Source organism: Indolivaga capnocytophagoides DSM 22835 (assembly GCF_000426485.1).
GTDB classification, from domain to species: Bacteria; Bacteroidota; Bacteroidia; order Bacteroidales; family Dysgonomonadaceae; genus Dysgonomonas_A; species Dysgonomonas_A capnocytophagoides.
On the sequence record NZ_AUFL01000013.1, the window covers coordinates 46,130 to 60,723 of the forward strand.

Annotated in this window: 13 protein-coding genes; 7 read left to right on the forward strand and 6 right to left on the reverse strand. The window is 39.4% G+C overall.

Annotated elements, in window-relative coordinates:
• Positions 1-15 precede the first annotated feature (15 nt).
• The 6 genes from K322_RS0107735 to K322_RS0107760 all read right to left on the reverse strand — a co-directional run bounded on the left by K322_RS0107735 (position 16) and on the right by K322_RS0107760 (position 6,030).
• On the reverse strand, positions 16-2,016 hold the full coding sequence (locus K322_RS0107735; RefSeq protein WP_026626373.1) for a CoB--CoM heterodisulfide reductase iron-sulfur subunit A family protein: 2,001 nt from the start codon (positions 2,014-2,016) through the stop codon (positions 16-18).
• 19 nt (positions 2,017-2,035) lie between these two features.
• Complete coding sequence (locus tag K322_RS0107740) at positions 2,036-2,881, reverse strand: CoB--CoM heterodisulfide reductase iron-sulfur subunit B family protein (RefSeq protein ID WP_026626374.1); 846 nt, start codon at positions 2,879-2,881, stop codon at positions 2,036-2,038.
• Between the two features lie 24 nt (positions 2,882-2,905).
• Complete coding sequence (locus K322_RS0107745) at positions 2,906-3,445, reverse strand: 4Fe-4S dicluster domain-containing protein (protein WP_026626375.1); 540 nt, start codon at positions 3,443-3,445, stop codon at positions 2,906-2,908.
• Between the two features lie 293 nt (positions 3,446-3,738).
• Complete coding sequence (locus tag K322_RS0107750) at positions 3,739-3,939, reverse strand: hypothetical protein (protein WP_026626376.1); 201 nt, start codon at positions 3,937-3,939, stop codon at positions 3,739-3,741.
• Positions 3,936-4,976, reverse strand: coding sequence for an NAD(P)/FAD-dependent oxidoreductase (locus K322_RS0107755; RefSeq protein ID WP_026626377.1), 1,041 nt, complete (start codon positions 4,974-4,976; stop codon positions 3,936-3,938). Before K322_RS0107755 ends, K322_RS0107750 begins: the two co-directional genes overlap by 4 nt.
• A 16-nt stretch (positions 4,977-4,992) precedes the next feature.
• The gene (locus K322_RS0107760; protein ID WP_026626378.1) at positions 4,993-6,030 is read right to left on the reverse strand and encodes an NAD(P)/FAD-dependent oxidoreductase; all 1,038 of its coding nucleotides are present in this window, start codon (positions 6,028-6,030) and stop codon (positions 4,993-4,995) included.
• A 233-nt stretch (positions 6,031-6,263) separates the two neighbouring features.
• On the opposite strand from K322_RS0107760, the gene K322_RS0107765 reads away from it, so the two are divergent.
• The 7 genes from K322_RS0107765 (at position 6,264) to K322_RS0107795 (ending at position 14,581) form a co-directional block, all read left to right on the forward strand.
• Positions 6,264-7,496 carry a DUF438 domain-containing protein gene (locus K322_RS0107765; RefSeq protein ID WP_026626379.1) on the forward strand — a complete coding sequence of 411 codons (1,233 nt, stop codon included), beginning with the start codon at positions 6,264-6,266 and terminating at the stop codon, positions 7,494-7,496.
• Position 7,497: 1 nt separating this feature from the next.
• On the forward strand, positions 7,498-8,013 hold the full coding sequence (locus K322_RS0107770) for a DUF1858 domain-containing protein (RefSeq protein WP_035331681.1): 516 nt from the start codon (positions 7,498-7,500) through the stop codon (positions 8,011-8,013).
• A gap of 31 nt (positions 8,014-8,044) precedes the next feature.
• Entirely contained in the window at positions 8,045-8,341 is a 297-nt protein-coding gene (locus K322_RS0107775) for a cupin domain-containing protein (protein ID WP_026626381.1), read from the forward strand.
• A gap of 179 nt (positions 8,342-8,520) precedes the next feature.
• Positions 8,521-9,147: an HmuY family protein gene (locus tag K322_RS18910; RefSeq protein WP_051290700.1), complete on the forward strand. Its 627-nt coding sequence runs from the start codon at positions 8,521-8,523 to the stop codon at positions 9,145-9,147.
• Between the two features lie 265 nt (positions 9,148-9,412).
• Positions 9,413-11,617 (forward strand): TonB-dependent receptor, encoded by a 2,205-nt coding sequence (locus tag K322_RS0107785; protein WP_035331683.1) that lies wholly within the window; start codon positions 9,413-9,415, stop codon positions 11,615-11,617.
• The gene (locus tag K322_RS0107790) at positions 11,602-13,158 is read left to right on the forward strand and encodes a PepSY-associated TM helix domain-containing protein (RefSeq protein ID WP_051290701.1); all 1,557 of its coding nucleotides are present in this window, start codon (positions 11,602-11,604) and stop codon (positions 13,156-13,158) included. The genes K322_RS0107785 and K322_RS0107790 overlap by 16 nt, the downstream gene beginning before the upstream one ends.
• Before the next feature lie 100 nt (positions 13,159-13,258).
• A complete protein-coding gene (locus tag K322_RS0107795) occupies positions 13,259-14,581 on the forward strand; it encodes a Kelch repeat-containing protein (RefSeq protein WP_026626384.1) in 1,323 nt (440 codons plus the stop codon).
• The last annotated feature ends 13 nt before the right edge of the window (positions 14,582-14,594 follow it).

Here is a 14,594-nt window from a genome sequence, read left to right on the forward strand (position 1 = left end):
AAAGGGTCTGTGACCTTAGTCTGCAAGAACTGCCATAACTTCAGCATACATTTGCTCGTTTGAAAATCCTTGTATGTCAATGGATTTTGAACGGCAGAATGATACACAGGTTCCGCAGCCTTGACAAAGACCGGGGTTTACACGGGCAACCGTTTTTATAATTTCCCCTTGGCGGTTTTTGATCGCTTCATGCTCAATAGCCTGATATGGACATGCCGTTTCGCAAAGGAAACATCCTACACAAGTCGATATATCGTGTGACGGAATACGGTTGACTACTGCAACGGTAGGTTCTCTTGTCAATTCATCTTTAGAGAACAGCCCGATTACTTTGGCCGCTGCTCCTGATGCAGTACTCACTGTATCTGGTATATCTTTGGGTGCCTGACATGCTCCGCAGAGGTATATTCCTGCTGTATTTGTTTCCACAGGTTTCAGTTTCGGATGAGCTTCAGCAAAGAATTTATAAGGGTCATATGATACGTGCATCTTTTGAGCCAGTTCTTCCGCTCCGCAATTGGAAACACCTGCGGTAGCGAGTACTACCATGTCAGCTTCTATTTCTACGGGTTTAGCACCCATGAGTGTGTCTACTCCTTTGACTATAAGTTTTCCGTCTTTTTCGTAAACACGGGCAACACGTCCTCTTACATAATTTGCTCCGTCGTCTTCAATGGCACGGCGAACAAATTCTTCGTAATTTTTACCTCCGGCACGTATGTCCATATAGAATACATACGATTCTCCATCGTGTACTTTATGCTGATACAACATAGCATGTTTGGCAGTGTACATACAGCATATTTTTGAACAATAAGGGATACCTTTCGCCGGATCGCGAGATCCTGCGCAGGCAATAAATACTACTTTCTGAGGTACTTTCCCATCAGATGGCCGCCGTATTTCGCCGAGTGTAGGACCCGAAGCCGAAGCCAGTCGTTCGAATTGAAGTCCGGTAATTACATCCGGATATTTTCCATAGCCGTATTCGGGGAAGAAATCAGGTTTAAGTACATCAAAACCTGTTGCAAGTACTATCGCTCCTACATTTTCGGTGATCAATTCATCCGGGCGGTCAAAATCGATAGCACCTGTCGGGCATACCTTTTGGCATACTTTGCACTTACCATTCGTATAATAGTTGCAATTCTCTTTATCTATAACGGGTTTATTGGGTACAGCCTGAGGAAATGGAGTGTAAATGGCTGTACGCATTCCTAATCCCGCATTGAATTCACTTGGTATCTTTTTCTTCGGGCATTTACTATAGCAGACTCCGCATCCGGTACAGGTTTTAGGGTCTACACTTTTGGCTTTCAGCCTGATTGTTGCCTTGAAATTGCCGATAAAGCCATCGAGACTTTCCAGCTCCGCATAATTATATAAGGTAATGTTGGGGTGCTGGGCAACTTCTACCATCCGAGGGGTAAGGATACATTGCGAGCAGTCGAGTGTAGGGAATGTTTCGGATAATTGGGACATATGTCCTCCTATAGATGCTTCTTTCTCAACCAGAATTACCTGTTGACCTGCATTAGCAATATCCAGACTTGCCTGAATACCTGCGATACCTCCGCCTATAACCAGTGCTTTTTTAGTGATAGGTACTTTTATTTCGTTAAGAGGTTTATCCAGTTTTGTTTTTTCGATAAGCATCCGTACCAGATCTATCGCTTTAGCGGTGGTTGTGTCGCCTTTTTCGTGTACCCATGAACAATGCTCACGCAGGTTCGACATTTCGCACATATACGGGTTAAGTCCGGCTTCTGCACATGCCTTTCGGAAAGTGGGTTCGTGCATACGTGGCGAGCATGCACCGATAACAACTCCGGTCAACCCTTTTTCTTTGATGGCTTCTTTTATCATGGTCTGTCCTGGGTCAGAACACATGTATTTGTAGTCGGTGGCAAATTCCACACCTTCTATATTGGCAGCTTCCTGTGCAACTTTTTCGCAATCGACGGTCGCGCTTATATTTTCGCCGCAATGGCAGATGAAAACTCCTATTTTTGACATAAGCTAAGTATTTTGTGACCTATGCAAAGGTCGGTGCGATAAATAGTTTTTTCAGACCCAAGGCATTTCTATCCAATCCGATAGCAAGGCCGATAGCCTGTGTTATGTACAGAACAGGTGTATCTATTTGGGTTTGCAGATAGCTATTGATGTGAGGGCGGCGCATATCCAGATTCGATTGGCACATCGGACAGGCTACAATGATGGCTTCTGCTCCACGGTCGGCTGCATCTTTAACTATACGTCCTGATAATTTTGCTACGATATCGGTGCGCGAGACCGAAAAACCGGCTCCACAGCATTCGGTTTTATATCCCCAGTCCATTGATTCCGCTCCTATTTTGCGCATAAGGTTATCCATCGATTGAGGATCTTCCAAGCGGTCGAATTGTAATATTTCATGAGGACGAACCAACAAGCATCCGTAGTAGCATACCACTTTATGCTCGAATGGTTTTACTACTTTTTCTTCTATTTTGTCGGCAATATATTTCAGTACGAACTGCATTACATTTAATATCTTTACATTGCCTTGTATTGGCATGCCTATGATTTCGGAAACACGCTCTTTCAGTTCGGGCTTTTCGTTTATTTCATGTTGGGCAACACTCAAGCGGTTGTAGCATGCTGCGCAGGGCACAACTATTTCAGTCAAACCTTGCTTTTCGGCCAATGCCAATATACGTGCAGGAAGAGCAGTTGCCAACTCGTGGTTGATATTGTGTGCGGCAGTAGCACCGCAGCAGTTCCAATCTTCGATCTCAACCAAATTGATATCGAATACTTTAGCAATGGCTAGTGTCGATTGGGCGTACTCCGAAGAAGTGCCTTTCAGAGAGCATCCCGGGTAAAATCCTATTTCCATAGTTTTTTAATTGATTGTTAGACCTTATTCCTTCGTTTTGGAAAAGATGGCAGAGATCTGTTTCTTGTTTTTCACTCTTTCGGGAATAATGGGCAGTTTGCCTTTCATGAACATCGAAGGGGCTACGTCCAAATCCTGAGTGAGGTTCATTGTCCGGGCTTTGTATCCGGCAACAAGACCGATCTCGTAAAGTCGTCCCGTAAATTTTACCGAATCGAGAAATGCCCGGTGGAATGATAATATATTATTTGATTTTTTGTTGATCGTTTTTTCTTCTAATGCCTTTTCCCGCATATAATCCATCAATGCAGGAATATCTATCTGCATAGGACAGCGTGTAAGGCAGTTCTGACACGATATACACAGCCAGATGGATTCCGATTTCAATAAGGCCGTGTAGTTCATGCTGTCATTGGTTTGCAGCATACGCATGACCATACTTGGCGGATAGTCCATGTCTTCGGCAACAGCACATCCTGCTGAACACTTACCGCATTGATAGCATCGGTTGACATTAACACCGACTTTGTCTTTGATAGTTGATATATAGCTTTGCTTTTCCATGATAAAAACAAATATTGATCATTCAAGGTGTTGAATATATTTATAAATGTAATTTTAAAATCACATTAAATATATAGTTTTGCTATGTAAATATAGCAAAATAGATGTTTTGGGATGCATGAAAAAGGATAAAAAAGCTTATAGAGTAGCTAGTTTATAATTATTCTAAATAATATAGATTAAGTCTATTTAGTTATAGATAAGGTGTAGGAGCGAATTTTATATGCTTTTAACTAATGAAAAATTGATTAAAGGCAAGATCGTGATGTGTGTAATTGTCTGTAAGTTAGAAATTAAATATTTTCTGGATCGGGTTTAATCTCTTTCATTTCTGTTCCGTGAATTTCTATAGGGCGGTTGTCTCGAAAGGTTACATGTACATATTCCCCTGAAATATAGCATGTTCTTATTTCGGGGTTGTTTTTTAATCTTTCAAGCAGGCTAAGGTTATCTTTAGACTTGAGTGCGAATAATTTATAAGATGATTCTTTCATTTAGCAATATATAAATCTATTTTTTCACAAATCTTCTTATAAAGTGATTTGCGTTTGCAGGTACGGTAAAAAATCCATTGACCGAAGCTGCTGTAAAAAAGTATAGCCAGATTACGGATTTTTCGGATGCGCAGAATTATTTTTTCGTTTACTACTCTGAAATCCTTATCCAGAAGTATTGCCGTGGCGGCATTCTCTCCGGTTTTCATTGCATAAAACAATCCTTCGCTGGTAACAGAATCCGTATAGCTCCCGGCATCACCAATGAGTATAATATTCTTTCGGAAAGGATATTCTATCTTGTCCATTGTAGGGATATATGCTCCTTTTATTTTTCCGTCTTTTGAGAGGTGGTGATTCGACAGCATTTCGTCAAATTCAGCCAGAGTAGGAGTGTTGTCGTGTCCGTATCCTGAGACATAGCCGTTTACGTTCGGAAAAACATACCCATATCCCATTCTGTAACGTTTATCGAAAAATATTTTAATGTTTCTTTCCGATTTATCTGATACGCCTTTCTCCATCCACACAAGCCCTTTCTTGCGATTCGGTTCTATGTATTTGCGGACAATGCTGTTTGCTCCGTCGGCTCCGACCAGAGTATTGCAAGATATGACTGTTTTATCTCCCAAAGTGAGGTATATTTTGTCCTCTTTTTCTTCGATAGATGCCACCTTGGCATGGAGAACTTCTCCTCCAATAGATTTGTATTGATCGAGCAGTACATTATCGAAATCTTTTCGGACGACGGTGCGTATTCCTTCGGTCATACGGAAATTAGCCAATAGTTGGTTGGGCGAATGCACTTCCATCTGGTGTACTGTAAGATAATTGTATTGCAGATCGGGGTATATACGGCTGAGCAGACGTACCGACTTAGGGGTAAGCCCTCCTCCGCAAAGCTTTTCGCGGGGAAATTCTTTTCTTTCAATAATCAGGCATTCACATTGATTTTTTGCAAGAATGTAACCACAGACACTGCCTGCGGGACCTGCCCCTACTATAATGGTTTGTATGTGTCTGATTTGTTTATTCATAATCGATGACAATTCTTTATCTAGCTAAATAATCGTCTATTTTACGGCGGATACGATTATACATAAAATCAGTTGTGCAAAAGTATACTAATGGATAATGTACCAGCTTATTATAGAAGTATTCCGACAATTGATTTATTTTTCGCATACGGGTAATAATACCTCCGCAAAGTTCTTTAAACGAAGATTCTTCGATAATAGACATTGCCGCAAATCCTCCCGTTTGGATAGCATAAAATATGCCTTCACCTGATATCGAATCTACATACCCTCCTGCATCGCCGATAAGTATAATATTGTTCTTCATCGGGTATTCTATATTATCGAAGATGGGCAGATATGCTCCTTTTTGTTTATCTGCATCGGGAAGTCCCGCTTCTTGTATCCTTCTCTGAAACTCATGTTTGCTGGTATTCATGTCGCCATATCCGATAACGCATCCTTCGGGGTTGGGAAACATGTACATATAACCTTTTTCGAGTTTAGTATCGAAGTATAGTTTTATATTGTCGAATTTTTTATTGAGAACGGTTTTTTCCAATAAAAGCATTTTCCGTTTGTTATTCGGATCGAGGTATTTTCGAACGATACTGTTTCCTCCGTCCGCTCCGATTAACTTATTGCATGAAAACTGACGGTTGTCTGCCAGAGTCACAAATACTTTTCCGTCCCGTTCTTCTATTGTTTTAGCTCTTCCGGGTACGACTTCACCTCCAGCTTGTTTGTATGCCTCGAGTAAAATCTGATCAAAGTCTTTACGGCATACCACCCGTATCTCATCAGATAAGTCGAATGTACGGTTTCGGCTTTGACCAAGGTGTACTTCGAGTTTTTTTACTGATTGATAATCATAGGTAATGCCGCCAAATATTTTATCTATGAGTCTGTAACATTTCGGAGTAAGTCCTCCTCCGCAGACTTTATCTCTGGGGAATTGGCTGCGTTCTATTATCAGGCTTTCTTTTGACTTTTGTGCAAGCATGTATCCGCATGTAGCACCTCCGGGACCTCCACCTATAATGATTGTCTCTATGTGTCTGATTTCTGATTTCATTTGCTTGTTGCGTTAAAAATCTAAGTTCTGGTATATCCCTTTCTTTATTTCAGGTATTAGGTAACGGATGATAAAGATAATAAGATTTTATCTGAAATACATGATATGATCAGTAGCGATAACATTGCTTTTTTGGTGTTGTGTAACATATGATACAGATTTTAAACATTATAGTGTACTACATTTGTTTAAAATATAAGATGGGGTTACCTAAAAATAAATCTGATAAAATTATGAGTGAACTGATTAATAATTCTGCAAAAAGGAAAGAATTGCTTAAGCATCTTATCCTGCAGCTGCACTCGGGTGAGGCTCCCGATGCTATAAGAAAGCGATTGGAAGAGTATCTCAAAACTGTACCTTATAATGAGGTTGTGGAGGTCGAACAAGAATTGATTTCCGAAGGATTGCCTGAAGAAGAAGTTCTCCGTTTCTGTGATATTCATACAGCGGTATTGGATGGACATATCGATCAGACTTTTGCGAAAGAAGTTCCCGCAGGACATCCTGTGGATACTTTCAAAAAAGAAAACAAGGAACTCGAAAAAGTAATAGTGCAGGTGAGGGCTTTGTTTAATCAAGCATCTCAACTAAAAGATACAGATATAAAGGGCTATTTATTAAAACTGAAAGCATTATATAATGCTTTGTCAGACGTGGATAAGCATTACCGGAGAAAAGAATACCTGTTGTTTCCTTTTATGGAAAAGCATGAAATAACAGGACCTCCTAAAGTAATGTGGGGCAAACATGACGAAACAAGGGAGTTGTTAAAATCCGCTCATGAAGTATTGGATGTACAGGACGATATGTCAGTTGAAGATCTTTATACAATCATAGCTTATACTTTAGAGCCTGTACTGGTATCTGTTGAAGGCATGATTATGAAAGAAGAAGAGATACTTCTTCCGATGTGTATGGATACTCTGACCGATATAGAGTGGTATCAGATATACCAACAGACCCTTGAGTTTGGTTTCTGTTTATATGATCCATCTGATAAATGGCATCCGGAAGATATAGAAGTTAGTGATGTCTCTTACTCGCAAAACGGTAATGTACAGTTGCCAACAGGAAGCTTTTCGATAGATGAATTGACTGCTTTCTTTAATCTGCTGCCGATGGATATCACATTTGTTGACAAGGATGACAAGGTGAAATTCTTTTCTCTCGGGCCACATCGTATATTCGACCGCAACAGAGCTATAATCGGACGCAAAGTACAGCTTTGCCACCCCCCCGGAAGTGTACATGTTGTAGATCAGATTCTCGATGATTTTAAAAGCGGAAAAGAATCGAATGCAGCATTCTGGATCAACTTTAAAGGGCAGTTTATTTATATCGAATACATTGCCATGCGGGGCGAAAACGGCGAATATCTGGGGGTAGTCGAATGTACTCAGGATCTGACTAACTTAAGAAAACTCGAAGGAGAGCAGCGTCTGCTTTCATATACATCCCGCTGATATGGAAAAGCCCGATATCACAATACAAACAAAAGTGGGGGAGATACTCGAATACTATCCCGAATTGGAAGAGGTACTCTTGAACATGTCTCCTGCTTTTGCGAAATTGAAAAATCCGATCCTACGAAAAACCGTAGCGAAAGTAGCTTCATTGAAACAAGTAGCCGAAGTCGGAAATTTAGATCTGTCTGTTTTAATAACCACTCTGAGGAATGCAGCAGGCTTATCCGTCTCAGGCGAAGATTCTTCCGATTCGGAGATTTTGAAAGAGGAACGTCCTATTTGGGCAAAGAATGAGGCTGTGACGGTGGTTTTTGATGCTTGCCCTGTTATCAATGGCGGGGGGACTCCGATGCAGGATATTTTATCAAAGGCAAATGCGTTATCGGAGGGCGAGATTTTAAAGTTGTTGACTCCGTTTGTTCCGGCTCCGATAATTGGTCTGTTGAGAGGAAAGGGATATAGATGTTGGAGTTGTAAAAATAAAGATAAAATCGAGACATATATAAGTGTTTAATAAATAGGTCTTAGACCTTAATGTAAAATCTATGACAATAAAAGATATTAAGAAAGATGTGGAGTCGGCAAAACGTCCGGTTCCAAGAGTTTTAAAAAGCGGTGATAACTTTAAAGTTATAATAATAGGCTTTAAAGATAAGATGATTTTGGATGATCATAAGACAGATATTCCTGCGCGTTTGGTTGTCCTCGAAGGAAAAGTAATTTATAAAGAAGGAGATAAAACTGTGATGATGAATCAGTATGACGAAGTGAATATTCCGGTCAATATTATTCATTCAGTAACAGCTCTCGAGGACAGTTTGTGTATGGTGGTGAAAGGATAAATCCTGTACTTGGTAAAATATTTACAGTTGATAGATCTTGTCTATTATAGGCCGGATTTATCTATAACTATAATTAGGTATTGGGCAGCTGAATATTCATGGTTTTTAGGGATTGTATTGGTTTTCTTATGATTATATCTTTGTAAACATAATTGTACACTAATCAACCTTCATAAACAATGAAAAATCAATTTAAGTTTTTAGCATTATTTTTATGTGTGTTTTTTGCATTTTCTGCATGCAGCGATGACGATGACGATAGCGGAAAAAATAACGGGGGGACTCCCGGTACTGTTAAAACAGTAGAGTTTCTTGATGTTAAATCATATACCGATTGGGTATATTTCTCTTTCTCGAAAAATGCGGTTGTAACAGTTACTGACTTTGCAAATGATCTTTCTTGGGATATAGCTTTCCATAGAGGAGATATAAGGCTGAACGGCGGTAAATCGGGTAAAGGTAAAGGTGCAGTAGTTCAGACTACTTCTACTAATTGGGATGATATAAAAGAGGCTCCGTCTTCAGGTTATAAAACCGATGAGATCGGAACGATCACAACTTCATTTACAGGAACAGGAATAACTACAGAAGACCAGCCTTTTTCTCAGACTTTGACCGGATGGCTGACTGTTGATACAAGTAATCCTCCTCCCAAGTATACCATCAATGGTTCGATTTATGTCGTTAAAGCTGCAGATGGCAACTATGTGAAATTATCATTATATGATAATAAGAACGAAAAGAACGCTGCCGGATATGTGAGTTTTAAATATCAGTATAATGCTGATGGCTCTACCAAATTTTAAGAATAAGATCTAAGTTAGAGGCTTTGTAAGTAACCGAAAGTATCTAATTGTACATTAGATATACAATGACTGACCGTTGTCTAAATACGGCCAAAGTCGATAAGAAGGTCTGAGACCTTAAAGGAAAATGCCAGAGAAAAAATTCTGTCTGGCATTTTCCTTTAACTCTATGTTTTTTTAATCCTTGCCTAATTATAATAGCATAACCTTTCTGCCCGAATATATTCGGATAGAAGTGGTCTATGTCCTTAATCAATCATAAATCATGAGATTTCTCATATCTTTAGTATTATTATTTACAACCCTTACGGTTTATACTCAAAATCGTATTATCAGAGGAAAAGTTGTGGATTGCGGCTCCTATGAGGTGTTACATGGAGCGACAATCAGTTTGCCCGGATACAACAAAGCCATTTTGTCCGAGTCCGATGGTATATTCAAATTGCCGGGTTTGAAAAATGAAAGAGTAATATTACATGTGTCGGCATTAGGTTATGAAGAACAAAAAATATCAGTTGATTTGTCAGCAGGTGATCAAGATATAAATATCCCGTTATGTAAAAAATCAGTCGATTTAGATCAGGTTGTAGTATCAGCTACCCGTACCGAACGGCTGTTGAAAAATGTACCTATAGCCGTTCAGATTATATCGTCGAAGGTTTTAGAGAAAGCACAGGTTGCCAATTTTAGAGAATTATTGGAATACGAGCTTCCCGGTATCAATTTTACAAATAATGGCGGACATGCAAATATTAATATGTTAGGTTTCGGAGGTAAATACGTCCTGTTCTTAATGGATGGAGAACGGATTGCAGGAGAAACTTTCGACAATATAGATTACAATCGTGTAGACATGGATAATGTGGAGCGAATAGAGATCATGAAGGGTGCGGCTTCGTCTCTATACGGATCGAATGCAGTGGGTGGCGTAATCAATATTATAGGCAGAAAGCCGGAGAAACCTATCGAAATAACCGCAAACAGTAGATTTGCCAGTGAAGGTGAACAGAATTACGGATTAACCGTAGGTTCCCGACAAAAATGGGGATATGCCTCCATAACCGGATCAATGAAACAACGAGATCCTTATACATTGAAAGACCGTTCTCCCCTTACTCAGGAATTCGAAGATGGAACAAAAGAAGAAAGAGACCTGAGTGAAACTATTATTGCTGGCTATAAGGATTATAGTTTATCAGGAAAAGTTGGTATTAATGCCTCTGATAAGTTGCAGATAGAAGCTAAAGGCGGATACTACTTTAAAGAACGGAACCCCGGAGGATTAGACGGTAAAAAAGTGAGAGATCGTTATTATGATTATTCGGGAGGTTTAAAAGCCGAATATACATTTTCGGAAGACAGGCATTTATCTCTATCCGGAAATTATGATAAGTATAATAAATACGACTATTACCGTTTGCTTAAAGAAGAAGAGAAAAATTATGAAAACACTCAATGGTACGTCGGAGGGATATATGATCAGAAAATAGGTCGTCGGCATTCCTTTGTTGCAGGATTTGAGGTCTTTTCGGATGATCTGATGACATTTATGTTTGAAAGTGATGGAAGCAATGCCAAACGTGATGCTTATACTTATTCGGGCTATACTCAGCAGGAATGGGTTTTGAATAACAAATTGACATTGGTAACAGGCTTGAGGTATGATTATCATTCTAAGTTTAAAGGACGTTTGACCCCCCATTTATCGGCAATGTATAAGCCGATGTCCCGCGTAACATTGCGTGGAGGATATTCCGGAGGCTTTCGTTCTCCAACCCTGAAAGAACTATATACCGACTGGTTCCATCCATATGGAGGAGGTTTCCAGATCGTCGGAAGTAAAGACCTCAAACCGGAGAAAAGCAATAACTTTAATCTCTCGACTGAAGTCTCTTTGGGAAAAACTGTAATAACCGCAATGGGTCAATATTCGCTGATGGACAATAAGATCAGCTCGATTTGGCTGAATAACGACACCATCTATTATCGAAATTTGGGCAAAGCGAAAATATTGGGAGTAGAATTAGGTATATCTCACCAGTTGCGCAGTAATATTTTGTTGAAAGCTTCTTATACTTATGTTCATGATGATTTGGGTAAGAAATCAACGGAAAGACCTCATACAGCCACATTCCGTGTTGATTATACGTCTCGGTTCTTCAGAAAATATAATCCTACATTAAGTTTCAGTGGTAAATATTTTAGTTCAATGGATACATACGGCAACGAAGATATTTCTGAAATAGACGAGAATACCGGAATGACGAGTATAACCACCGATGAGTATAAAATTCATTACGATGGATATTCTGTCTGGCGTTTAACTTATGCGCAGCCTTTGCCATATAGATTTACTCTCAATGCAGGAATTAATAATTTATTCGACTATAAAACTAAATTTAGTAGTTTCTATTCGAGTATATCACCGGGTAGAACTTTCTATGTCAGTCTAAAATGGAAACTAAACTAAAGAAAAAAGCACGCAAAATGAGATGGTGGCACAAGTGGATAGGCTTGGTGTCATCATTCTTCATTATTATGTTTTCGGTATCAGGTATATTTCTGAATCACCGTCAATTGATTTCCAGCTTGGATATTCCACGTTCGTGGATGCCTGAGAACTACAGGTACAATAATTGGAATAACGGAGCAATCAAGGGGAGCTTCGATTTATCAGCCGATTCTGTTTTTGTATACGGCAGCAGCGGCTTGTGGTTGACCGATAAGAATTATTCGGGTTTTACCTCATATCAGGATGGTTTTAAGGAGGGAGCCGATAACCGTTCCATAACCAGCATTGTTAAGTCTGATCGGGGAGATGTTTTTACCGTGTCGACATTCGATTTATATCGATTAGATAAGTCAAAGTCTGAATGGATAAATCTGTCAAAAAAGGCAGAGTTAGACGAAAGAATCAGCGATTTGGCGGTAAAGGATGATTCTCTGTTTGTAATGACCCGCTCTCATATATATGTTTCCGCATATCCGTACGATTTCTATACAAAAATTGAGCTGAAAGCTCCCGTTTTTTATAAAAAAGAAGCATCACTCTTCCGCACTATGTGGACTTTGCATAGTGGAGAATTGTTTCATATGCCCGGACGTTTATTTGTTGATTTTCTTGGATTGGTCGCCATCTTTTTTTGTATTACAGGAATAATTATCACTCTATTTCCGGGAATAATAAAACGCCGTAAGAAGAAGCAAAAAGAAACAGCCGGATATACTTCCACTTGGAAAGGATCGCTTAAATGGCATAATAAGTTGGGGGTAATGCTTCTTGTCTTTTTTCTGATATTGGGTATTTCAGGTGCTTTCCTGCGTCCGCCGCTGCTGATCTCTATTATAAGGGGTAAAATGGTTCCGATACCGGGAACATCTCTGGCAAGCGGTAATGCTTGGTTTGACAAACTAAGGACATTGAGATATGATGCATTTGATAAAGAATGGATTGTATATTCCTCTGAAGGTTTTTACAAAATGCAAGATCTGAAGGATACTCCTCAGAAAATGAAAAAGACACCACCTGTAAGTGTGATGGGGGTAAATGTTATGGAGCAGCTCGATTCGACTCAATGGGTTGTAGGGTCTTTCAGCGGCCTTTTTTATTGGGATAAGCATACGGGAGAGAGTATAAATGCTATTACAAAAACGCCGCATATACCGCAAATGGGAGGACGTCCTACAATTACAAATCCGGTAAGTGGTTACATTAATGACTATAAAGGATATCCGGTTGCATTTGAATACGGAAAAGGGGCCCATACCCTAAATTCTGATATTCAGTTTACGCCGATGCCGACTCAACTGGTCGAAAACGGACGGATGTCTTTGTGGCATGCCAGTCTCGAAGTACATGTCGGACGGATATATCCTCTATATTTCGAGATGTTATCCGATTTGTTTGTTTTCATTTCCGGAGTATTATTTGTGTCTATCTTAGTATCAGGATATATTGTGTACCGGAAACGATATAAGAAAAGAAAAAAAGAGAAACTTGAAAATAGTTGACAGAAAGAAAGGGGATGGTTGAAAAACGATCCCCTTTTTATTTCTGCCTTAGATTTATTCTTAACTTTAGACATCACTTTTAACCAAACACTGAAACACTATGAATACGAAACAACTAGCCTTTTTTCTTTTACTTATCTATCCTTGGATATTGTTATCTGCTCAGAATAAAGTCACTGTGAAAGATTTTATGACTAATCAGCCTTTATCGGGAGCAGGTATTCTGCTGAAAAAAACATCGAGACAGCTCCAGACCGGAGACGATGGGATGTTCGATCTGCAAAAATTACATCCTATAACCGAAAAAGATACTCTGATCGTATCGAGTGTCGGGTATGGTCAGGAGATTATTCCGATTTCGGCATTGAAAGGCATGGAATACACCGTTTACCTTAAAATGAAGGTCGAAGTTTTAGGTCAGGCTGTAGTTGAGGGCCGTGAACCCGAACTGCTGTCCTCTATTCCTTTTACCGAACTTAGTCACATGCCCGGATGGGTGAGCGAATTCGGAGCGGCTATTGTAGGAGAGAAAATTTATGTGGTAGGTGGGAATATTTCCATAAATGAAGTAATCGCACCTAATGCTGCTCCTATAAGTGGAACAAAGCCAGCTTTTCAATGGATTGCTTATAATGACAAGATGTATGTTTATGATATTCCTACAGATACATGGACAACATCCCGATATCTTTTCTCTAAAAGAGCAAATCATAACGTGATTAATAACAATGGTAAAATATATATACTTGGCGGAAAACGCAATTCTAAAAATAAAAAGTTAGAATATCTGGATGATAAAATAGAAGTATATGATTCGGTTAAGGATACCCTGATTGTTGACCGAAGTAATCCGCATCAAGCGGTCAATAGCTTGTCTGTGGTTTATGATAATAATATAATAGTATTGGGTGGATCGACTAAATTATATAATGGAGGTAATCAGGTGTATACCAGTAAAGGACATATGCTCAATTTGTCGACCGGATATTGGTACGAATTACCGGAACTGCCCAAAGAGAAGGCTTCAGAACTGAACGGGACAGTTGTAGGTGGAACGATTTACCTGATCGGAGGCTACAGGGGATATGCTCTTCATGATATATGTACATATGATCTTTCTTCCGGAGAATACAAATTAATAGCAAAACTGCCTGAAGCTATGAAGCGTCCTGCTATAGCGTATAATAATAAATCGACCATTTATATCTATAATGATCAGGTATTGTATTGTCTGGATGTGAAAAGTAATATGATGAAGGCCTACTATTTATTGACAGACCTTGTTAATCCCGAGATGTTTTATAAAGAAGGCGAATTGTATATTCTCGGAGGAAAAAGGTTTGGTGATCCTTCTGATAAACTATATAAAGTGGATACGTCGGAACTAAGAAAGGTAAGAGAATATGTATTATACAACAGATAAACCAACGGAGTTT

Excerpts from the sequence above, each read along its gene's own strand:
- K322_RS0107735 (WP_026626373.1), bottom strand. The coding sequence starts at position 2,016 with ATGTCAAAAATAGGAGTTTTCATCTGCCATTGCGGCGAAAATATAAGC.
- K322_RS0107740 (WP_026626374.1), bottom strand. The coding sequence starts at position 2,881 with ATGGAAATAGGATTTTACCCGGGATGCTCTCTGAAAGGCACTTCTTCG.
- K322_RS0107745 (WP_026626375.1), bottom strand. The coding sequence starts at position 3,445 with ATGGAAAAGCAAAGCTATATATCAACTATCAAAGACAAAGTCGGTGTT.
- K322_RS0107750 (WP_026626376.1), bottom strand. The coding sequence starts at position 3,939 with ATGAAAGAATCATCTTATAAATTATTCGCACTCAAGTCTAAAGATAAC.
- K322_RS0107755 (WP_026626377.1), bottom strand. The coding sequence starts at position 4,976 with ATGAATAAACAAATCAGACACATACAAACCATTATAGTAGGGGCAGGT.
- K322_RS0107760 (WP_026626378.1), bottom strand. The coding sequence starts at position 6,030 with ATGAAATCAGAAATCAGACACATAGAGACAATCATTATAGGTGGAGGT.
- K322_RS0107765 (WP_026626379.1), top strand. The coding sequence starts at position 6,264 with ATGAGTGAACTGATTAATAATTCTGCAAAAAGGAAAGAATTGCTTAAG.
- K322_RS0107770 (WP_035331681.1), top strand. The coding sequence starts at position 7,498 with ATGGAAAAGCCCGATATCACAATACAAACAAAAGTGGGGGAGATACTC.
- K322_RS0107775 (WP_026626381.1), top strand. The coding sequence starts at position 8,045 with ATGACAATAAAAGATATTAAGAAAGATGTGGAGTCGGCAAAACGTCCG.
- K322_RS18910 (WP_051290700.1), top strand. The coding sequence starts at position 8,521 with ATGAAAAATCAATTTAAGTTTTTAGCATTATTTTTATGTGTGTTTTTT.
- K322_RS0107785 (WP_035331683.1), top strand. The coding sequence starts at position 9,413 with ATGAGATTTCTCATATCTTTAGTATTATTATTTACAACCCTTACGGTT.
- K322_RS0107790 (WP_051290701.1), top strand. The coding sequence starts at position 11,602 with ATGGAAACTAAACTAAAGAAAAAAGCACGCAAAATGAGATGGTGGCAC.
- K322_RS0107795 (WP_026626384.1), top strand. The coding sequence starts at position 13,259 with ATGAATACGAAACAACTAGCCTTTTTTCTTTTACTTATCTATCCTTGG.